At 37.9% G+C, this 18,945-nt stretch carries 21 protein-coding genes; 8 read left to right on the top strand and 13 right to left on the bottom strand.

The window, feature by feature from the left end; all coding sequences use genetic code 11:
• Positions 1-76: 76 nt before the first annotated feature.
• Positions 77-898, top strand: coding sequence for a dihydropteroate synthase (gene folP, locus EPI11_RS13320; RefSeq protein ID WP_128390476.1), 822 nt, complete (start codon positions 77-79; stop codon positions 896-898).
• Between the two features lie 282 nt (positions 899-1,180).
• On the opposite strand, the gene rlmH is transcribed toward folP, so the two are convergent.
• The 7 genes from rlmH to rpsF form a co-directional block, all read right to left on the bottom strand.
• The gene (gene rlmH / locus EPI11_RS13315; protein ID WP_128390475.1) at positions 1,181-1,654 is read right to left on the bottom strand and encodes a 23S rRNA (pseudouridine(1915)-N(3))-methyltransferase RlmH; all 474 of its coding nucleotides are present in this window, start codon (positions 1,652-1,654) and stop codon (positions 1,181-1,183) included.
• Positions 1,655-1,676: 22 nt separating this feature from the next.
• Positions 1,677-2,264 carry a DKNYY domain-containing protein gene (locus EPI11_RS13310; protein ID WP_164879172.1) on the bottom strand — a complete coding sequence of 196 codons (588 nt, stop codon included), beginning with the start codon at positions 2,262-2,264 and terminating at the stop codon, positions 1,677-1,679.
• Between the two features lie 117 nt (positions 2,265-2,381).
• Positions 2,382-4,382, bottom strand: coding sequence for an NAD-dependent DNA ligase LigA (gene ligA, locus EPI11_RS13305; RefSeq protein WP_128390473.1), 2,001 nt, complete (start codon positions 4,380-4,382; stop codon positions 2,382-2,384).
• Positions 4,383-4,495: 113 nt separating this feature from the next.
• Positions 4,496-4,963, bottom strand: coding sequence for a DUF6495 family protein (locus EPI11_RS13300; RefSeq protein ID WP_128390472.1), 468 nt, complete (start codon positions 4,961-4,963; stop codon positions 4,496-4,498).
• Positions 4,964-5,093: 130 nt separating this feature from the next.
• Entirely contained in the window at positions 5,094-5,540 is a 447-nt protein-coding gene (gene rplI / locus EPI11_RS13295; protein WP_128390471.1) for a 50S ribosomal protein L9, read from the bottom strand.
• Between the two features lie 15 nt (positions 5,541-5,555).
• The gene (gene rpsR, locus EPI11_RS13290) at positions 5,556-5,852 is read right to left on the bottom strand and encodes a 30S ribosomal protein S18 (protein ID WP_128390470.1); all 297 of its coding nucleotides are present in this window, start codon (positions 5,850-5,852) and stop codon (positions 5,556-5,558) included.
• 3 nt (positions 5,853-5,855) lie between these two features.
• Positions 5,856-6,197: a 30S ribosomal protein S6 gene (gene rpsF / locus EPI11_RS13285; RefSeq protein ID WP_128390469.1), complete on the bottom strand. Its 342-nt coding sequence runs from the start codon at positions 6,195-6,197 to the stop codon at positions 5,856-5,858.
• A 172-nt stretch (positions 6,198-6,369) separates the two neighbouring features.
• Between rpsF and EPI11_RS13280 the strand changes: the two genes are divergently transcribed.
• Entirely contained in the window at positions 6,370-7,065 is a 696-nt protein-coding gene (locus tag EPI11_RS13280) for a LytR/AlgR family response regulator transcription factor (RefSeq protein ID WP_128390468.1), read from the top strand.
• Here EPI11_RS13280 and priA read toward each other — a convergent pair.
• From priA to nadC, 4 genes are all read right to left on the bottom strand, one after another.
• Positions 7,062-9,509, bottom strand: coding sequence for a replication restart helicase PriA (gene priA / locus EPI11_RS13275; protein WP_128390467.1), 2,448 nt, complete (start codon positions 9,507-9,509; stop codon positions 7,062-7,064). The two genes, EPI11_RS13280 and priA, sit on opposite strands and share 4 nt — an antisense overlap.
• 144 nt (positions 9,510-9,653) lie before the next feature.
• Positions 9,654-10,082 carry a DUF2147 domain-containing protein gene (locus EPI11_RS13270; RefSeq protein ID WP_128390466.1) on the bottom strand — a complete coding sequence of 143 codons (429 nt, stop codon included), beginning with the start codon at positions 10,080-10,082 and terminating at the stop codon, positions 9,654-9,656.
• A 21-nt stretch (positions 10,083-10,103) separates the two neighbouring features.
• On the bottom strand, positions 10,104-11,030 hold the full coding sequence (locus EPI11_RS13265; protein ID WP_128390465.1) for a YihY/virulence factor BrkB family protein: 927 nt from the start codon (positions 11,028-11,030) through the stop codon (positions 10,104-10,106).
• Positions 11,030-11,887, bottom strand: coding sequence for a carboxylating nicotinate-nucleotide diphosphorylase (nadC, locus tag EPI11_RS13260; protein ID WP_128390464.1), 858 nt, complete (start codon positions 11,885-11,887; stop codon positions 11,030-11,032). The genes EPI11_RS13265 and nadC overlap by 1 nt, the downstream gene beginning before the upstream one ends.
• Positions 11,888-12,083: 196 nt before the next feature.
• On the opposite strand from nadC, the gene EPI11_RS13255 reads away from it, so the two are divergent.
• From EPI11_RS13255 to EPI11_RS13245, 3 genes are all read left to right on the top strand, one after another.
• Positions 12,084-12,980, top strand: a complete 897-nt coding sequence (locus EPI11_RS13255; protein ID WP_128390463.1) for an HNH endonuclease — start codon at positions 12,084-12,086, stop codon at positions 12,978-12,980.
• A gap of 156 nt (positions 12,981-13,136) precedes the next feature.
• Positions 13,137-14,642 carry a tyrosinase family protein gene (locus EPI11_RS13250; protein ID WP_128390462.1) on the top strand — a complete coding sequence of 502 codons (1,506 nt, stop codon included), beginning with the start codon at positions 13,137-13,139 and terminating at the stop codon, positions 14,640-14,642.
• A gap of 74 nt (positions 14,643-14,716) precedes the next feature.
• Positions 14,717-14,902 carry a hypothetical protein gene (locus EPI11_RS13245; RefSeq protein WP_128390461.1) on the top strand — a complete coding sequence of 62 codons (186 nt, stop codon included), beginning with the start codon at positions 14,717-14,719 and terminating at the stop codon, positions 14,900-14,902.
• A gap of 213 nt (positions 14,903-15,115) precedes the next feature.
• Here EPI11_RS13245 and EPI11_RS13240 read toward each other — a convergent pair whose 3' ends face one another.
• Together EPI11_RS13240 and EPI11_RS13235 are read right to left on the bottom strand one after the other, a co-directional pair.
• Positions 15,116-16,024: a bifunctional metallophosphatase/5'-nucleotidase gene (locus EPI11_RS13240; RefSeq protein ID WP_128390460.1), complete on the bottom strand. Its 909-nt coding sequence runs from the start codon at positions 16,022-16,024 to the stop codon at positions 15,116-15,118.
• Between the two features lie 3 nt (positions 16,025-16,027).
• Complete coding sequence (locus tag EPI11_RS13235; protein WP_317125644.1) at positions 16,028-16,717, bottom strand: 5'-nucleotidase; 690 nt, start codon at positions 16,715-16,717, stop codon at positions 16,028-16,030.
• A gap of 140 nt (positions 16,718-16,857) precedes the next feature.
• Between EPI11_RS13235 and EPI11_RS13230 the strand changes: the two genes are divergently transcribed.
• From EPI11_RS13230 to EPI11_RS13220, 3 genes are read left to right on the top strand one after another with little or no spacing between them, the layout of a single operon-like run.
• Positions 16,858-17,376: a DUF6913 domain-containing protein gene (locus EPI11_RS13230; RefSeq protein WP_128390458.1), complete on the top strand. Its 519-nt coding sequence runs from the start codon at positions 16,858-16,860 to the stop codon at positions 17,374-17,376.
• 2 nt (positions 17,377-17,378) lie between these two features.
• Positions 17,379-18,257 (top strand): 4-hydroxy-tetrahydrodipicolinate synthase, encoded by an 879-nt coding sequence (gene dapA / locus EPI11_RS13225; RefSeq protein ID WP_128390457.1) that lies wholly within the window; start codon positions 17,379-17,381, stop codon positions 18,255-18,257.
• A gap of 30 nt (positions 18,258-18,287) precedes the next feature.
• Positions 18,288-18,800: a ferritin gene (locus tag EPI11_RS13220; protein WP_128390456.1), complete on the top strand. Its 513-nt coding sequence runs from the start codon at positions 18,288-18,290 to the stop codon at positions 18,798-18,800.
• Positions 18,801-18,945 lie beyond the last annotated feature (145 nt).

The raw sequence follows: 18,945 nt of genomic DNA, 5'->3' as shown, positions 1-18,945 counted from the left end.
GTATCTTTGTGTGAAATTTTTTCAAATGTAATAAAAAAGCCCCCTAAAGACAAGGGCTATTTAAAAAAAGGACGTTATGTTTATTAACTGTAAAGGTTCATTGGTAGACTTATCAACCCCTAAAGTTATGGGGATTCTCAACTGTACTCCCGATTCTTTTTTTGATGGTGGAAAATACAAAGATGAATCCCAATTATTACAGCAGGCAGAAAAAATGCTGGCAGACGGAGCCGACTTCATAGACGTGGGTGCGTATTCGTCAAAACCCAATGCCGATTTTGTTACCGAAACGGAAGAATTGAACCGTATGGTTCCTGTTGTAGAATTACTTATAAAACATTTTCCGGATGTATTGATCTCTGTAGATACCTTTCGTGCGGCAGTTGCCAAAAGCAGTATAGAAAGTGGTGCAGCTATTGTAAACGATATCGCTGCCGGGTTATTAGATAATAAGATGCTGGAAACTGTCGGCCAGCTAAAAGTGCCTTATATCATGATGCATATGCGTGGTACGCCACAAACTATGATAAAACTCACACAGTATGACGATATCATTAAAGAAATGCTTTTCTATTTTTCTGAAAGGATAAGTACTGCCCGAGATCATGGTATAAATGATATTGTCATTGATCCGGGTTTTGGTTTTGCCAAAACAACAGAGCAGAATTATGAAGTGCTTCAAAAAATGGAGCTTTTCCAGATGACCGAATTACCGATACTTGCCGGTATGTCAAGAAAATCCATGATCTATAAACTGCTGGGTATTTCACCTCAGGAAGCACTTACTGGTACTACTGTTTTAAATACTATTGCGCTGACAAAAGGTGCCAAGATACTGCGCGTTCATGATGTGAAAGAGGCCGTTGAAACGATTAAAATAGTCAATCAGTTATTTTAGCAGTACCCTTCGACAGGCTCAGGCTGATTCGTAATACTTCAAATATGGAGCATTTAAAATAAATCTTTTCTGATTTTAGGATTACCCTTCGACAAGCTAAGGGTGACTTGTTTGAGGATTTATAATTTATCGATTTTAATATTTTTTATTTCAAAAAAGCCCTTCGACAGACTCAGGGTGACTTGTGTGTGGATTTATAATTTATCGCTTAAAATGAATCTTTTCTTTAAGAAACAACTCTGCGACAAGCTCAGGGTGACTGTTTCTTACGGATTCAAATTTTTACTGATGGTGATAGGGTTCGTTTCTTAAAATGGTAAACGCCCTGTATACCTGCTCGATAAAGAATAAGCGTACCATTTGATGGGAAAATGTCATGGCTGATAATGAGATCTTTCCCTGTGCTTTACTGTAAACTTCCTGGGAAAAACCATAAGGGCCTCCAATTACAAATACAAGCGTCTTGATTCCTGAATTCATTTTTTTCTGTAATTCTTCTGAGAAGCCTACACTGCTAAAGTTCTTTCCGTTTTCATCCAATAAGATAAGCTGATCGGTAGGGGAGAGTTTTGACAATATAAGCTCGCCCTCTTTTTCTTTTTGCTGTGCTTCGCTCAGGTTTTTTACATTCTTGATATCAGGAATAATTTCGAGGTCGAACTTAATGTAAAACGACAAGCGCTTTTGGTAATCATCCATTAGCTGCTGCAACGCTTTATTATCTGTTTTGCCTATGGCAAGGAGTTTAATGTTCATCTTTTTAGAGGTGCTGAGATGTTTAGTTTCTTAGTGGCTTAGTTTTTAGGATATATTTATCGAGTTCCTTTATTGCTTTCTTCGTTACAGGATCTTTCATAGCTTCAGCATCCAATTGTTCGTTGTTTCGATAATAAACATTTTTATATTTAGCAATACATATACTCTTATTTGGTAGTATTTTAAATACTTTAGAATCAATATTGTTCATAAGACCAAAACGCATATCATATATGTGGTTTTTATCGCGTCCATAACAGTTGTTGATTATTTCAAAAGTTTTATTGTCAACTTCATCCACTATATAAAAGTTACCTCCTCCGGAATTTCCGAAGTAATGATAAATATGGTTCTTGTCTTTAAAATATCCTCCCCAAGCCCAGTCGCCGCCTATTTGTTTAAAAGTTGAAATATCAATAATATCTTTAAAGGGTTGACCTTCATTGCAACACCCAAAAGATGTTCTGTATGTTGTTATACTTTCCCTGGAAACAACGTAAGAGGTTTTAAATCCAATATCTCCAAATCTGCTGATTGATAATCCGTCTTTAAGTGGTTCCCACTGCATAACCTTCATGAGGCTGTCTTCATAAGCGAGCGCTTTTTCCAAATGCCTTTTATCCCTTTGCTCATTTGTCTGTGTCTGTGATTTGACTGTAAAAGAAGAAAAAAGAAATAATAGGATTATAAAATTCAAATGCAGTTTCATTTTTAATTTGTTTGATGATTAGTTACTTATTAAAGAAATAAAATCATCTTCACTGATTATTGCTACGCCCAATTGGTTTGCTTTTTCAAGTTTTGCAGGTCCCATATTGTCTCCGGCAACTACATAATGTGTTTTGGCTGATATGGAACTACCTACTTTTCCACCATTGTCTTCGATCGCTTTTTTAAGTTCATCACGGGAGAATTTCTCGAACACTCCAGATACTACAAATATTTTCCCTGCTAGCTTGTCGCTCACGCTAGTATCTGTTGACGCTAATGCTTCGAGTTGTACGCCGTAACCTTTAAGGCGTTCTACTATTTTTTTGTTTTCTTCATTTTCAAAGAAGGCAATTACGCTTTGTGCAATGCGTTCGCCAATCTCATCAACAAGTACCAAATCCATCAATGAGGCATTCGCCAGATTGTCGATGCTCTTGTAATGCTTGGCCAGTTTTTTAGCAACGGTTTCACCAACATAACGTATTCCTAAAGCATATAATACGCGCTCAAACGGTACTTCTTTAGATTTTTCGACACCGTTGATAAGGTTGGCAGCCGATTTTTCCGCCATTCGTTCCAACGGTATTACCTGTTCTTTTTTCAGGTCATACAGGTCGGCATAATTATGAATGAGATCGGCATTATAAAGCAGGGCAACGGTTTCGCCGCCCAGTCCTTCAATATCCATCGCTTTACGCGAAATATAATGCTGAATACGTCCTATTATCTGAGGTGGGCATCCGTAAAAGTTAGGGCAGTAATGCTGTGCTTCGCCTTCTTTACGTTCTAGTTCGGTATTGCATTCAGGGCAATGGGTAATGTATGCGGTAGGTAACAAGTCTGCTGGTCTTTTGGTAAAATCTACCGCTATGATCTTAGGTATGATCTCGCCTCCTTTTTCTACAAAAACTTCGTCACCTTCACGAACGTCAAGTTTTGCGATCTGGTCAGCATTGTGCAACGATGCACGCTTTACGATCGTTCCCGCCAGTTGTACCGGTTCAAGGTTGGCTACCGGAGTAATGGCACCGGTGCGGCCTACCTGATAGGTTATCGTGTTAAGGTGTGTAGAAACACGCTCGGCTTTAAATTTATATGCTATAGCCCAACGGGGTGATTTGGCTGTATAGCCTAATTCTTCCTGTTGGTGGATGTCGTTTATTTTGATAACTACACCATCTGTTTCGTATGGTAATTGATGGCGGTGGGTATCCCAGTAGTCTATAAAAGCAAAAACTTCTTCCATGTTTTTGGCGAGTTTTGTTTCTTTAGGGACTTTAAAGCCCCACTGTCGGGCTTTTTCCAGTCCTTCAAACTGGGTTTTAAAAGGAAGGTTGCTGCCAATTATAGAGTAGAGTAAGCAGTCTAACGGACGTTTTGCTACTTCGGCACTGTCCTGTAATTTTAAACTTCCTGATGCTGTGTTACGGGGATTGGAATAAGGTGTTTCGCCTATTTCGATCAGTTCCTGATTCATTTTTGCAAAACCTTCAAATGGCAGGATGATCTCACCGCGAATGTCAAACTTTTCAGGATAATCACCTTTTAGCTTTAATGGAACAGCACGGATGGTTTTTATATTGGTGGTTACTTCATCTCCCTGAAAACCATCGCCACGGGTAACTGCTTTTACAAGTCTTCCGTTCTCGTATGAAATACTTATCGATGCACCGTCGTATTTCAGTTCACACGTAAATTCAATATCTGTAGCACCCAAGCCTTTGTGTACACGCTTTTCCCATTCAAGAAGCTCATCTTTTGAGTAGCCATTGTCCAGAGAATACATACGGTACTCGTGCTTAATGGTATTGAAACTCTTAGTTACGCCACCGCCAACGCGCTGGGTAGGGGAGTCAGCATCAAAATACTCAGGGTGTTTGGCTTCCAGTTCCTGTAATTCTTTAAGTTTCATATCGAACTCAAGATCAGAAATTGTTGGATTATCCAGCACATAGTAGTTGTGGTTGTGCAGGTTAAGTTCTTCACGAAGCGCCTGAATGGTTTGAAGGGTGTCCATTTAATAAAAATTAGTTTACTCTGCTAATTTAGCTAACTTTTAAAATATGGGAAATGTTTTTTTATAATAGTTACTAAGGTACTTAGTAGTTAAGTGCCTTAGTAACTTTAAAATTAAAACATGTCTTCCAGCTGCTTGTACAACACGCCGTCACTTAGTATGGCACCTTGTTGTATAATGCTGAATATATCGGCTCTGCGGTCTTCTGTAAAGGCTTTAGTGCCGCGTTGTATCTCTACTTTGTCTGAGAATATATTCTCGTTTAGCCATTGCAGTCCGCCTTCCGTAAGGAAATCGGCATAAGGTTCGTGCGAATGTATGATGATACTCTCCATTTCCAACTCTTTGCATTTAAAAAGAAAGATGTGGTTTTTAGAGTAATGCTCCAGCCATTCGGCTTTTTCAAGTACGTTATCCCATATCAGGTCAGAGAATACATCCAGTTCCTGTTCGGCTACTTCTGGTTTTTCCTCTTTAAGGGTATCCCATTCGGCTTTGTCGATAGATTGTGATGCCAGGAAACGAACAAACTCCGGGTGTAGTTCTTCCAGCTGTTCTTTGGTTAAGCGGGCGTATTTCATTTTTTTCTAATTTAAGATTTGCCACGAATTGCACAAATTCCACCGATTAATCAGTAGATAAATGATTTGTGGTTAAAAATAGTATAAAAAAAAAGCCCCGCGAACGGGGCTTTAGCTATAATTTCAAGAATTATTTTTCTTGCTCAGCAACGATTTCGTATGCAAGCTCAACAATAACATCTCTGTGAAGTCTAACGTTAGCAGTATATTTACCTGTACGTTTAACGATTCCACTAGTGATGAATTTTCTGTCGATAGATTGTCCACCTTTAGCAAGTGCTTCAGCGATATCTATGTTAGTTACAGAACCAAATAGTTTATCACCACCTGCTTTAGCAGTAATTTTTATTTCGATAGCTTTAAGAGCTTCAGCAGTTGCTTTAGCTTCGTTAACTACTTTTTGCTCTTTAAAAGCTCTTTGTTTTAAGTTTTCAGCTAATACTTTTTTAGCTGTAGGAGTTGCCATGTGAGCAAATCCTTGTGGTATAAGGTAATTACGGCCATATCCGGCTTTAACTGTAACTACATCGTCCTTAAATCCTAGATTTTGAACGTCTTGCTTAAGTATAAGTTCCATAATATTGACTCGTTATTATTTTAATAAATCCGCCACGTAAGGCATTAATGCTAAGTGACGTGCTCTTTTTACCGCTACAGAAACTTTTCTTTGGTATTTTAAAGAAGTACCTGTTAAACGACGAGGAAGGATTTTACCTTGCTCATTCACGAATTTCAATAAGAAGTCTGGATCTTTGTAATCGATATATTTAATACCTGATTTTTTAAAACGGCAATACTTTTTAGTCTTGTTCGTCTCTATGTTTAAAGGCGTAAGATATCTGATATCTCCGTCTTTTTTGCCTTTAGCTGATTGCTCTATTGTAGACATAACTTAGTTTGCTTTAGATTTTAGTTTTTCTCTTCTTCTCTCTGCCCAAGAAATCGCGTGTTTGTCAAGGCTTACAGTTAAGAAACGCATAACTCTTTCGTCACGACGGAATTCAGTTTCAAAACCGATAAGGATGTCTCCAGGAGCTTTGAACTCTAATAATGTGTAAAATCCGCTTTTTTTGTTTTGGATTTCGTAAGCTAGTTTTTTAAGGCCCCAGTCTTCTTTCGATACAAACTCGGCTCCTTTAGAAGTAAGATAATCTTCAAACTTACTTACTGTTTCCTTTACCTGGGCTTCAGATAAAACGGGATTCAAGATGAAAACAGTTTCATAGTGATTCATAATAAGAATATTTATTTGTTATAAAATTGGGTGCAAAAATAGTGAATTATATTTAATGTGCAACATCTAAAATTGATTTTTTAACTGTTAAAAAGTTGATTTTTTCTTTATATTTGTATTCATCCAAAACCAGACCTTAAAATTTTACTAAACATTTATAACCAAGCTGCCAATGAAACTTAACTGTGTTGTTGTCGATGACAGCACAATACATAGGATAACTATCGCTAAGCTGGTCAATGAGCATGCGGATCTAACGCTGGTAGGCGATTTTTCCAATGCTTCTGAAACAAGGAACTGCATCCTTAATAAGAATGTAGATCTGTTGTTTTTAGATATTGAAATGCCGGTTCAAAGCGGTTTTGACCTGCTTGACGGACTCAAGACAAGGCCACAGATTATCTTTGTATCGTCTAAGTCAGATTATGCTCTCAAAGCATTTGATTATGCCGCAATTGATTACCTGCATAAACCCATTACTAAGGATCGCTTTAATAAAGCCGTGCAGAAAGCAATTGAATCTAATCTGCGTAAAAAGGAAAACCCAGACGACGACGGTGAGTTTATTTTTATAAAAAGCAATTTAAAGAACTTCAAGATCTTTATTTCTAAAATTAAATGGATTGAAGCCTTTGGTGATTATATAAAGATCAATACTGAAGATGAGACGCATTTAGTGCTTTCTACTATGAAATCTTTTGAAAATGATTTACCTGAAGATAAATTTCTGAGAGTGCACAAGTCTTTCATTATTAATGTTGATAAGGTAGAGCGTTTTAATAGTAAGTTTGCCGAAATAGGTAATACTAAAATACCGTTAAGCCGCAACAAAAAAGAAGATTTGGCAAAAGCACTTAATAAAGCTTAATAAGGGTCTACATTCGCTGTTACCCTTATTGGCCTGTATTGCGGAACGGCATCAAAGCTGGCTATTATTTTTTCGATAGATTTTTTTGTACCTCCCAGTGCGGTGCCTTGTGGTATTTTTATCATAATGGTACGAATATACTCATTCCTTATTCTGTTAATACCCGGTTCTTCCGGACCAAGTACGGTTACACCAAGGTTTTGCGACATCACGTTGTAAAGCCACAATGCGCCGTCTTTTAACTTTTCGTAATCTTTATGTCTGAGCGTAATTTTTACCAGCCTGAAAAATGGCGGGTATTTAAAATTATGCCTTTCATATACCTGTTCCTTATACATCCCGTCATAGTCGTTATCGGTGACCTGGCGGATAACATTGTGCAATGGATTGTAGGTTTGTATGTATACTTTTCCCCTAACATCTTTACGCCCTGCACGCCCTGCAACCTGTACCATCATTTGGTAAGCTCTTTCAAAAGCACGGAAATCGGGTTGGTACAGCATATTATCAGCATTGAGTATGCCTACCATAGCTACATTGTCAAAATGCAGGCCTTTGGCAAGCATTTGTGTGCCTACTAAAATGTCTATTTCCCGATTTTTAAAGGCATCAATGATTTTTTCGTATCCATGTTTACCGCGTGTAGTGTCCTGATCCATACGCCAGGAGTTTTTATCAGGGAAAATGCTTTTTAATTCCAGTTCGATCTGCTCGGTACCAAAGCCTTTCGTATTCAGGTCTGTTGAATGGCATTTGTGGCAGTTAGTTGGGTTGGCAATATTGTACCCGCAGTAATGACAGCGCAGCTGATTTTTGTACTTATAATATGTTAGGCTTACATCGCATTGAGGACATTGCGGTACGTGTCCGCAGGTCATGCATTCTACCCAGGGAGAGAACCCTCTGCGGTTTTGAAACAGTATAACCTGCTTGTCCTGTGCAAGTGTTTCGGTAATGGCATCGATCATTTCGTCACTAAAATGCCCTGTCATGCGCTTGCGCTTGTACTTATCTTTTAGATCGATAAGTATAATCTCAGGCGGGGTAACATTACCAAAGCGTTCGGTTAGTGCTACATAGCCATATTTGCCATGTGTGGCGTTATAATAGGTTTCTATGCCGGGTGTTGCCGATCCTAATAGTACTTTTGCCTGATGCGAATTTGCCAATACAATAGCGGCATCACGCGCATGATAACGTGGAGCAGGATCCTGTTGTTTGAATGTTTGTTCGTGCTCTTCATCAATAATTATCAATCCTAAATCCTGAAAAGGCAGAAATAAAGCCGATCGAGCACCAATGACTACTTTGGCTTTTTCTGAACTTGACAATACCTGCTGCCAGGTTTCGATGCGTTCATTGTTTGAATATTTTGAATGGAATACAGCTACCTGATTGCCAAAGTAAGCCGTCAGCCGAACGACCAGCTGTGTGGTAAGAGCAATTTCCGGAAGCAGGTAAAGCACCTGTTTTCCTGTAGCAATGTATTCTTCTATGAGTTTTATGTAGATCTCCGTCTTGCCGCTCGAGGTGATACCGTGTAATAGTGTAACGTCTTTATTCGTGAAGCTGGTTTTTATCGACTCTAATGCTTCAAGCTGTTTTGAACTAAGTCCGAATCCGGCATTATCTGATCCTTCAAACTGTACGCGGTCTTCTTCAAGATGATATTCTTCAAAAATCTGTTTGTCTATTAATGACTTTATTACGGCTGCCGTAGTGCCCGCCTCTACAAGCCGTTTTACGGTTACTGGTTTTTTTTCTGCCGACTGTAATTGGAAATACTGCATTACTGCTTCACGCTGCTTTTGAGCTCGGGATAGCAGTTCCATTAATCCGTTTAGCTGATCGTTCTGCAGAAACTCAGGTTGAAGACGGATGTATCGTATTGTTTTTGGTTTGTATTTCTCTGAAATCTCTTCCTGGAGGGCTATGGCATTTTTAGCAATAAGCCTGTTAATTACAGGAAGTATGGTTTTTTTGTTGAGTATGGCTGCAACTTCTTCTACTTTAAGGGCAGATTGCTTTTGCAGTGCTTCATAAATCAGGTATTCTTCGTCGCTCAGATTGGCCGATTCTCCATCAAAGTCTTTATGAGAAGTGATTATAGTTTCACTTTCTAACAGAAAACCACTTGGCATTGCCGATTTGTATACTTCGCCAATACTGCACATGTAATAGGTTGCTATCCACTGCCAGTGGGCGAGCTGTGTTTTGGTTACTATTGGTGCATCATCAAGTATCTGGTGAATATCTTTTGCTTCATACAGTTGTGGCGGATTTTCATGTAATCCAATGACCAAGCCGGTATAGATCTTGTTCCTGCCAAAGGGCACTGCCACACGCATGCCGGGGTGCAGGAAAGCATATTCTGCTTCTGTAATGGCATAGGTAAAAGGTTTGGGTAATGCTAATGGGAGTACAACTTCTATGAAAAACGGCATATACTGGTTTTGAAATACAAATATAAGATTTTTTTAAGAGGGTAGAGGTTGGGAAGTCAGATGTCAGAAGTTGAATGTAATATACAGATACAAAAAAACACTTCCAATAGGAAGTGTTTTTTTGTATCTGTATATGTGATTTTTTTATTTAACCCTGTGCCAAACCTGTGTGCGGCCCAGCATAGATATACCCATGTAACCTCTTACATCCAGTTTGTCTTTACCGTCCAGTTTTATAGTACAGCTGTAAAGTTTCCCTTTTTGCGGGTCAAGGATATCGCCATCGGTATATTTGTCGCCATCTTTTTTAAGGCCTTTTATAATGATAAGCCCTTCAATAGGTTTGCCTTTATCTGCGCCATCGCATTTATCGCATTTAGAATTTTTCCTGGCAGGATTTAGAATTTCAACCACTTTACCATAAATTTTACCGTTTTGCTCATAAATCTCAACTATAGATTTTGCATCTCCGGTTTTATCATCGATGGTTTTCCATTTTCCGGTTACCTGTGCATTCACCGAAAAGATGCCGGCTACGGCTACGAATAAGAATGTAAAAAAGTAATTCTTCATAATAAATGCTTTTTAATTTTGTTAAATATATAAATTTTTTCTTTTTAATTTATGAATTAACGCATTTAATTCGAATCCTAATAACAGGATAAAGCAGTTGATCCATATATATAACATTAATACAAGTAGTGTGCCAATTGACCCATACAGCTGATTGTATTTTGCAAACCGAACTACGTAAATTCCAAATCCATAGGAAGTTAATCCAAAAAGAACAGTACTGAATATGGAACCGTAACTAAAAAATGCCGAACTGCGTGTTTCGGCTGCAGCAAATTTAAACAGCATTGAAGTAATGGTAAGCACCATGGCAATAAGTATGATGTAACGGCCTGATTTTAGCAGGTAAACATCATCTGTAAGGAGTCCGCTTGATGTAAGGCTGCTAATGATAACTTCCAGGGTTACAATAACGGCAACGGTTATAATTAAAAGTATGGCAAATACTAACGAAAGCCCAATTGCCAATGCATACTGGCGAAAAAATGTGCGTTTTATAGTAATGTGCATGCTGCTTTGAAAACCACTTAAAATGGCATTCATTCCGTTACTCATAAGCAGTATGGCAAGAAGGATACCTATAGAAAGAAGACTTCCCTGGCTGTTGTGCAGTATGTCATCCAGTATGCCTTTTATAGCGGCAAAAGTATTGGGAGGTACATTGTCTTCTACAAACATCATGAAATCTTCCTTAAAACCTTCCATCGGAATGTGTGGTATAAGGTTAAGAATAAACAGTGCAAAAGGAAAAAGCGACATAAAGAAGCTAAATGCAATGGCTCCGGCGCGGTAAGAAAGGTCGCCCTTAACAATCCCTGTAATGTAAAGTTCGCTCAGGTGGTAAAGCGTAAGCCCTTCAGAATAGGGAAGCTTAATACTTTTTCCAAATCGAACGATGTATTTTAGAATAGGGATCCGCTCCAGTTTATGTTCCAGTTCTTTCGACATTAAAATGCTTTTAGGCTTAAGTCCATATTGTATATCGAATGAGTCAATGCGCCTGATGAAATATAGTCTACACCACATTCGGCATATTTACGCATCGTGTCTTCGTTTATACCTCCTGATGATTCCGTCTGGCAGTAATCGCCAATGATAGCAACAGCTTCACGGGTTTGATCGTAATCAAAATTATCAAGAAGTATACGGTGCACACCAGGATTGGCGATAATTTCACGTACTTCTTGAAGATCACGTGCTTCTACAATAATTTTAAGGTCAAGGTTGTTTTCTTTCAGGTATGCATTTGTTTTTTGAATGGCAGGTGTAATGCCACCTGCAAAATCGATATGATTGTCTTTAAGCATTACCATATCATATAATGCAAAACGGTGATTTTCGCCTCCACCTATTTTCACTGCCCATTTTTCAAGAGCACGTATGCCCGGAGTAGTTTTACGGGTGTCTAAAACGCCTGTATTTGTACCTTCTAAAAGTTGTACATATTTTTTTGTTTTTGTAGCAATAGCACTCATACGCTGCATAGCGTTAAGCACCAGACGTTCGCATTTAAGGATGCTTAACGAATTTCCCGAAACGTGAAAGGCAATATCGCCATGAGTTACAGGTGTACCGTCATTAATAAAAACTTCTATTTTAAGATTTGGGTCTACATAAGCAAATACCTTCTTTGCAAAAGCTACGCCTGCCAGTATACCGGTGTCTTTTACCAATAGCTTTGCCCTGCCTGTTGCAGTAGGCGGAATACAGGCTAACGAACTGTGATCGCCATCTCCTACATCTTCTCTTATGGCATTAGCAATTATTAAATCTAACTCGTGTTGAAATTGAGCTTCGGATATCATTGTGTTTGTTTTGTCAGGCTAAAATAAGGGTTTTTTTTTGAAATGGGAATTTAGGCTGCTCCCAATGTTTTTGTTCGTCGGTAAATTCTGGTTACAAAATATAAAAAAGTGCGGAAATCCCGTAACGAAGTATTAATGGGATTATTTACCTTGGGGCCTTCTTGCTTAGGCATTTAATTATAATTATTACTGGTTTATGTTTGCAATTTCCCCCACGGATAACACTTGGTTTGGTTATTTAAAAGATAATGAGCTAAGCTCTTATGTAAATTTTTGGACACCTACCCCCTGGAATACAAAAGGCCTGAAAGAAGGTGACCGTTTTTATTTTATGCTAAAATCTCCTATTAGAAAAATTGGAGGATTTGGTGAATTTGTCGCTTATGAAAATATAACTCCTGAGTTGGCCTGGAATAAATTTGGCCATAGAAACGGAAATGCTTCCAAGCTGGATTTTATTAAGAACATTCAAAGTTATATTGATAAAAACAGTGAAAAGTATGGTAAGCGTAATTTAGATACTTATTCTTATAAGATAGGCTGTGTTGTATTGAGAAATTGTGAGTTTTGGGATGAAGAAGATTATAAAGATCCTGAAGATTATGATATTAAGTTTCCGTCGCAGATAGTAACGATTAAATGCTTTGAGCAGTATGACCCGTTTCTGCAGGATAATTTTGGTTCTGATGACTTTGGATTGGTGAATGAACCAAGGGAAGATAAGGTCTTTTTGATAAAACAAAGGGATGGCCAAAGTGTATTTAAAGGGAAGATATTAAAGACCTATAATAATGCCTGCTGTATAACGGGAGAAACTATTCCGGAGCTTTTAGAGGCGGCTTATATCCAGGGATATAAAAACAAAAACTCTAATCATACCCAGAACGGGTTGTTATTAAGGGTAGATATCCACAGGCTTTTTGACAGCAATCTTCTTTTCATAGATAAGGACTATACGATCCATTTGAGCAGTTTAATAACAGATGGCTGCTATAAGCAGTTTGATGGAAAAAAAATACGCCTCCCGCTTTTAGAACATGACCGACCTTCTACCGAAGCACTAGAATTAAGAGAGAATGAATTTAGGAGGTAAACATTGCTTTAATACTGTTTTAACTAGTTATTTGTTCAGATTATAAATAATTGATTTTCAGGTAGTTTTTTGTAAAGTTAAAACAGGTATTATTACCTGTATCCACGATTGTGGGATGGCTTAATTTAGTTGCACCAACTAATAGTCATTTATAATATGAAAAAAATTATCTATCCTTTTTTATTCCTTCTTGTTTTAACAGGCTGTAAAAAAGAAAAAGAAGAAAGCAAAGACACCCCGTTGACACAGGGAGAGTCACACAGGTTTGTTCGAAAAAACATTTACTCCCCGGAAGCACAAAAAGATGTTGAAGCACTTGAGAAGGCTTTGGCCATCATGCAAAAAACAGACTGCAGCGATCCGCTAAGCTGGTATTACCAGGGTGCAATGCACTGGATCCCGGAAGAAATTAACGGCAAAAATAAACTATGCAGTTCTTATCAAACTTATAAAGATCTTAAAGCGGCATGGAACAATTGTACGCATACCGAAGACGGGGCAGAAGAGATCCACTTTTTAGTATGGCACAGGATGTATACCTATCATTTTGAGAAAATTGTTCGAAAAGTGTCGGGCTATTCAGACTTTGCATTGCCTTACTGGGGATATACTAACGTTGAAGATTCTTTAAAAAACCGTACTATGCCGGAAAGGTACAGGGATAAAGCATCTGCTTTATATCAGGCTGCCCGTTTAGACAGTCTTTTAAATGGTATACCTATAAGTGGTAATGCTACGAGAAAACTTAGTCTAACCAAACTGAATGAAAATCATTCTTATGCCCTCTATAATAAAAACATTGATCGTGCGCCACATGGTGCCATGCACAATTATATTGGTTTTGGTAATGATACTTTAGGAAAACGTAAGTATAACAATGTGTGGCAACAGGATACTTACGGAATGATGTCTGAAGTTGCCACGGCAGCTTTCGATCCTATTTTCTGGGTGCATCACGCTAACATTGACAGGATATGGCAGCAATGGACAAACTCGCCAAACGGCCAGAAGGTACTGCTGGAAGAATTAAAGAAAGTGCCATGGAGCTATGTATTTTTTGATGAGAACGGTAAAAAAGTAGAGTACACCATAGAAGAAGTAGTAGACATGCTTTATAATATGGACTATGATTATGATGATACCAAAGTATACGCTAAGGAGATCCAAAAAAACGACCTGCTTGTTTTTAGTGTGCAGGACTTTACTAAAGGAGATACGCTTTCTGCTACTACTAAAAAGATCGCGTTAAATAAGGATATAAAGATATCTCTGCCAAATACTAAAGGTAAAAATGTAAGGCTGCTTAGCAAAAGCAATAAGAAAGGGGAGGTACTTATACTATCTGTAACTGTGTCTTTTGTAAAAGCACCGAAGGGAGATTTTGAGGTATATCTTAACCTGCCTACGAACGTGAAAGCAACACCGGAGAATAAATACTTTGCAGGTTTTATGACCTTTTTTGGTGCCGACCATAAACACGGAGTAGCTCATAATACCAATAAACCTCATAGAATTACTAAAACATTCAGTTTTGAAATAACTGACGAAGCAACAGATACAGATGCACTTAATAAGCCGGCATTTGATATATCGGTTATAAAATTTGATGGTTCAAGGGCCGATGATATCCAGATCGATAAAATCGCTGTGCTTAAACAGTAATCCAATTATTAATTCAATACATGTCCTGTTTGTGCTATAACACAAACGGGATGTGTTTTTATACTTGAGAACCGATGAAAATTTACTCCTATTTTTTATTATTCTTTTTATTTGGATTGTTGGGTTGTGAAAATTCAGAACAACAAACCGGATTAATAACTTCGGTGGTGGATTGTATTGTACCCGAAGAAACCGTAATGAAAATAGATTCGGTTATGGAAAGTAAAGTAACAGTTACGCCCATTGTCCAGTTAAAATGAAATTCGGGTCGATTTTTATTTTACAAATTTCGGGATTAAAAAAGATAATTTACTGCAATCGCTTTTGCAGTAAAATCGATCCAATTTTAAAAAAGGTGCCAAAAGTGGAAAGTGTCTTTGAAATTGATTGAATTTCAGTTGTTTATGGATGTATAATTGTCCACTCAAAAGGTGGATGTAAGGAACAAAAAGTGGAGAATTGAAACAACTTTTTTAAACTGAAATTATCCTCCCTTTGGATGACATTTTACCCGGTTCAAAATAGAAATCTATTTGGCCAAGATTGAGTCCGTAGCATCCCACCTGATTTACCAAAACTTCTTTACCATCTATATTTTTTTCGATATACGGTTTGTTCAAAAAAGTATGCGTGTGCCCTCCAATAATAAGATCGATGTCTTTTGTGTTGCGTGCCAGCATAAGGTCGTTCACCTTTGTAGGTTCGTTGTTGTACATGAAACCTAAATGCGAAAGGCAAATTACAAGATCACATTTTTCGGTATGGCGCAGTGTTTTTGCCATGTCCTGAGCTACTTTTAAAGGGTCGTTGTAAACTGTTTCTTTATAGTTAGTAGGGTCTACAAGTCCTTTTAATTCAATGCCTAATCCAAATATTCCAATTTTGATTCCGTCTTTAATAAATGTTTTATACGGTTTGATCATGCCATCTAAAATGGTATTCTTAAAGTCATAATTGGCATTTACGAATTCAAAAGAAGCGTGGGGCAGTTGTGCCAGGAAACCTTGTAAACCATTGTCGAAATCGTGGTTTCCAAGGGTGGCAAGATCATATTTCATCATGCTCATCAGCTTGAATTCCAGTTCGCCTCCATAATAATTAAAATAGGGAGTTCCCTGAAATATATCACCGGCATCAAGTAAAAGCACGTTAGGATTTTCACGACGGATGGATTCTATAAGGGTAGCTCTCCGGGCAGCCCCTCCCATATTTGGGTACTTGGGATCTGAAACAGGAAAAGGGTCAATGTGGCTGTGTACATCGTTAGTATGCAGTATCGTGATTTTCTTTGCTGGAGGTTCGGCAAAACTACTCAGTGATAATCCTCCCAAAACTAATGCCGAGCCGGCTGCTGTTTTTTGTATAAAATCCCTTCTTTTCATGATCTACTGGGTAATAATGCGTTGTGTTGTTGAAACAGGTAATGTATCGGTCTCTTTAAAGTAATCTATAAAGAGGTTACGAAGTTTGTAGTCAAGGCTGTAACTTCCGGTATTATTAAGGAAGAAATTCATCCTGTCACCGCCTCCGGATAGATAATCGCTTGTGGCAACGTAGTAGGTTTGGGTAAGATCCAGAGGTTTGCCCTGTACGGTTACGTTCTTTACCAGTCCATTGGCATCAAGTGTGATCAGCATTCCTGAAAGGGGATGTGGTTTTCGTTCCATTGCGATATAATCTGCCATTTCTTTTAGCTGTTCACCTTTAAGGGCTATAACTACTGTGCTGTTTTCGAAAGGCATAATATCATAAGCTGTTTTAGTGGTAACATTGCCCTTAGGAATGATAGCTCTAATGCCCCCATGATTAAGAAGGCACACGTTTATATGCTTGCCTTCTCTTGTGTAAAAGATCTTATCAGCTCTTTCAAAAGTAGCATCAGCAAGCAGGTTACCAATGTTGGTCTGCCATTTGCCTTTACTTTTGTCGAAAGTTTCGGGAGCATAAGCAAGTATGTTGTCAAGATCTTTATTAATATGAGTGCGGTAAGGGGCAATAAAATCCTCAATTTTTTGTTCTTCAGTAAGATCGCCGGTTATAGCATTTTTTTTTGCTTCGATCTTTGTATTTCGCAACCCCGTGCTGCTACAGGAGATAAGGCTTGTTATTGTTAAAAATAAAACAAACCTTTGCACGTATGTGGTATACTTTTTTAAGTTTATCATTGCGAAGACCTTTATTTGAATTATTTTTGTATTCGACAAGTAAAAGTACTATGTTTTTAAAGTTTATTAAAGATTTTGGCCTTAAAAAGATTATTAAGAAAAGTTTATCGGGATATAAACCGATATCTTCTCCAGACCCTGTAATTACCGTAGGTATACTGCTGGACGAGAGCTACTTTCTTGAAAAATATGGTCTTATGAAAGAATTGGCAGCAAATGGCATTGCCGCTAACAATATAGAAACGTTAAGTTTTAAGGAGAAGGTAAAACCTAAGGAAGTCTTAGATTATAACTTTTACACCCGAAAAGACATATCAGTATTAGGAACTTTTGATAAAGAAGCTGCTGCAGCTTTTGTCAATAAACCCTTTGATATGCTTATAAGCTATTATGATGTGGAGAAGGCTCCGCTTTTGCTGGCTACGTTAAAGTCTAAAGCAAAATTTAAGGTAGGTTTTTCGAGTATCGATAACCGCTTTAATAATTTTATGATAAGCAGCCAGGCTGAAAAATATCCCGAATTTGTATCGGAACTTATTAAATATTTGAAAATTTTAAACAAAATATAAGCATGCAGTCATTAATAGGTACGGGCGTTGCGCTCATTACACCCTTTAAAAAAGACCTTTCAGTAGACGTAGAAGCGTTAGAAAGAATTGTGAATTATCAGATAGACGGGGGTATAAATTACCTGGTAGTATTAGGTACTACAGCCGAAAACGCTACGCTGAATAAGGACGAAAAGGAACTTGTTATAAAGACGGTGCTAAAAGCTAATGCAGGTAAGTTACCTGTCGTTTTAGGTGTTGGAGGTAATAATACCCTTGAAGTGGTAGAAGAACTTAAAACCCGTGACTTATCGGCGTTTGTAGCGATACTATCAGTATCACCTTATTATAATAAACCAACACAGGAAGGTATTTACCAGCATTTTAAAGCAGTTGCAGAGGCATCTCCAATTCCTGTTATACTTTATAATGTACCGGGTCGTACAGCAAGCAATATGCTGCCGGCTACAGTTATTCGTTTGGCAAATGACTTTAAAAATGTAGTCGCGATCAAAGAAGCAGCCGGGGATATTGTTCAGGCAATGAAATTGATCCAGAATAAACCGGAAGGTTTCCTTGTAATATCAGGAGATGATATGGTTACACTTCCAATGGTTCTTGCCGGAGGAGCGGGAGTAATCTCTGTAATTGGAGAAGGATTTCCTAAAGAATTCTCTACAATGGTGCGTTTAGGACTTGAAAAGAAAGTAGACGAAGCTTATAAATTACATTATTTATTAGCAGATTCTATAGATATGATATTTGAGCAGGGTAATCCGGCAGGTATCAAATCGGTATTCAAACATTTAGGCTTATGCGAAGATGCTGTAAGGCTTCCATTGGTTACTGTTAACGAAGATTTAGCAGGCCGTCTGGGTGATTTTGTCAAAAAAATCCGTTAATTTGTATAGGTAACATTAAAACGACACACCATGCTATCGGAAAAAATGCAGGCAGCGCTCAATGCGCAGATAAAAATGGAGGCAGAGTCTTCTCAAATATACCTTGCAATGGCTTCATGGGCCGAAATTAAAGGCTTTGAAGGTATTTCAACTTTTATGTTTAAGCAGTCAGACGAAGAAAGACAACACATGCTTAAACTTTTAAAATATATAAATCAGCGTGGCGGCCAGGCTGTTGTATCAGCATTAGAAGAGCCAAGGCTTGACTATAGCTCATTCAGAACGCTTTTCCGTCAGTTATATGAACATGAGGTAAGAGTTTCTGAAGCAATCAATGAATTAGTAGATATAGCACTTACAGGAAAAGATTATGCGACCCATAACTTTTTACAATGGTATGTGTCTGAGCAAATTGAAGAAGAAGCTACAGCTAAAGTAATTTTAGATAAGATCGACCTTATTGGTGACGATAAGGGCGGGCTATACATGTTTGATAATGACATGAAGAATTTTACAGCAAATGCACATAATACAGTGCAATAAAAAAGATAGAATTAAGTTTTAAGAAGGTGCCTGCTAAAGGCATCTTTTTTTTATAGCAAACAAGCTGTAAAAAAAGATTTTGTATTCTCTAATTATTAACTAATTTTGCAGTTGCTTTAAAATAGCCGCTGACGTACAGCATAAC

The sequence above is a fragment of the Flavobacterium cerinum genome (assembly GCF_004028155.1).
Taxonomy (GTDB): Bacteria; Bacteroidota; Bacteroidia; order Flavobacteriales; family Flavobacteriaceae; genus Flavobacterium; species Flavobacterium cerinum.
Note: the sequence above shows the minus strand (reverse complement) of the source record. Positions and strands in the feature narration are given on the sequence as shown.

Excerpts from the sequence above, each read along its gene's own strand:
- EPI11_RS13245 (WP_128390461.1), top strand. The coding sequence starts at position 14,717 with ATGAAAATTTACTCCTATTTTTTATTATTCTTTTTATTTGGATTGTTG.
- EPI11_RS13280 (WP_128390468.1), top strand. The coding sequence starts at position 6,370 with ATGAAACTTAACTGTGTTGTTGTCGATGACAGCACAATACATAGGATA.
- nadC (WP_128390464.1), bottom strand. The coding sequence starts at position 11,887 with ATGATATCCGAAGCTCAATTTCAACACGAGTTAGATTTAATAATTGCT.
- EPI11_RS13300 (WP_128390472.1), bottom strand. The coding sequence starts at position 4,963 with ATGAAATACGCCCGCTTAACCAAAGAACAGCTGGAAGAACTACACCCG.
- EPI11_RS13255 (WP_128390463.1), top strand. The coding sequence starts at position 12,084 with ATGTTTGCAATTTCCCCCACGGATAACACTTGGTTTGGTTATTTAAAA.
- dapA (WP_128390457.1), top strand. The coding sequence starts at position 17,379 with ATGCAGTCATTAATAGGTACGGGCGTTGCGCTCATTACACCCTTTAAA.
- EPI11_RS13230 (WP_128390458.1), top strand. The coding sequence starts at position 16,858 with ATGTTTTTAAAGTTTATTAAAGATTTTGGCCTTAAAAAGATTATTAAG.
- rpsR (WP_128390470.1), bottom strand. The coding sequence starts at position 5,852 with ATGTCTACAATAGAGCAATCAGCTAAAGGCAAAAAAGACGGAGATATC.
- rplI (WP_128390471.1), bottom strand. The coding sequence starts at position 5,540 with ATGGAACTTATACTTAAGCAAGACGTTCAAAATCTAGGATTTAAGGAC.
- ligA (WP_128390473.1), bottom strand. The coding sequence starts at position 4,382 with ATGGACACCCTTCAAACCATTCAGGCGCTTCGTGAAGAACTTAACCTG.
- EPI11_RS13270 (WP_128390466.1), bottom strand. The coding sequence starts at position 10,082 with ATGAAGAATTACTTTTTTACATTCTTATTCGTAGCCGTAGCCGGCATC.
- EPI11_RS13240 (WP_128390460.1), bottom strand. The coding sequence starts at position 16,024 with ATGAAAAGAAGGGATTTTATACAAAAAACAGCAGCCGGCTCGGCATTA.
- EPI11_RS13265 (WP_128390465.1), bottom strand. The coding sequence starts at position 11,030 with ATGTCGAAAGAACTGGAACATAAACTGGAGCGGATCCCTATTCTAAAA.
- rlmH (WP_128390475.1), bottom strand. The coding sequence starts at position 1,654 with ATGAACATTAAACTCCTTGCCATAGGCAAAACAGATAATAAAGCGTTG.
- EPI11_RS13220 (WP_128390456.1), top strand. The coding sequence starts at position 18,288 with ATGCTATCGGAAAAAATGCAGGCAGCGCTCAATGCGCAGATAAAAATG.
- folP (WP_128390476.1), top strand. The coding sequence starts at position 77 with ATGTTTATTAACTGTAAAGGTTCATTGGTAGACTTATCAACCCCTAAA.
- EPI11_RS13250 (WP_128390462.1), top strand. The coding sequence starts at position 13,137 with ATGAAAAAAATTATCTATCCTTTTTTATTCCTTCTTGTTTTAACAGGC.
- rpsF (WP_128390469.1), bottom strand. The coding sequence starts at position 6,197 with ATGAATCACTATGAAACTGTTTTCATCTTGAATCCCGTTTTATCTGAA.
- priA (WP_128390467.1), bottom strand. The coding sequence starts at position 9,509 with ATGCCGTTTTTCATAGAAGTTGTACTCCCATTAGCATTACCCAAACCT.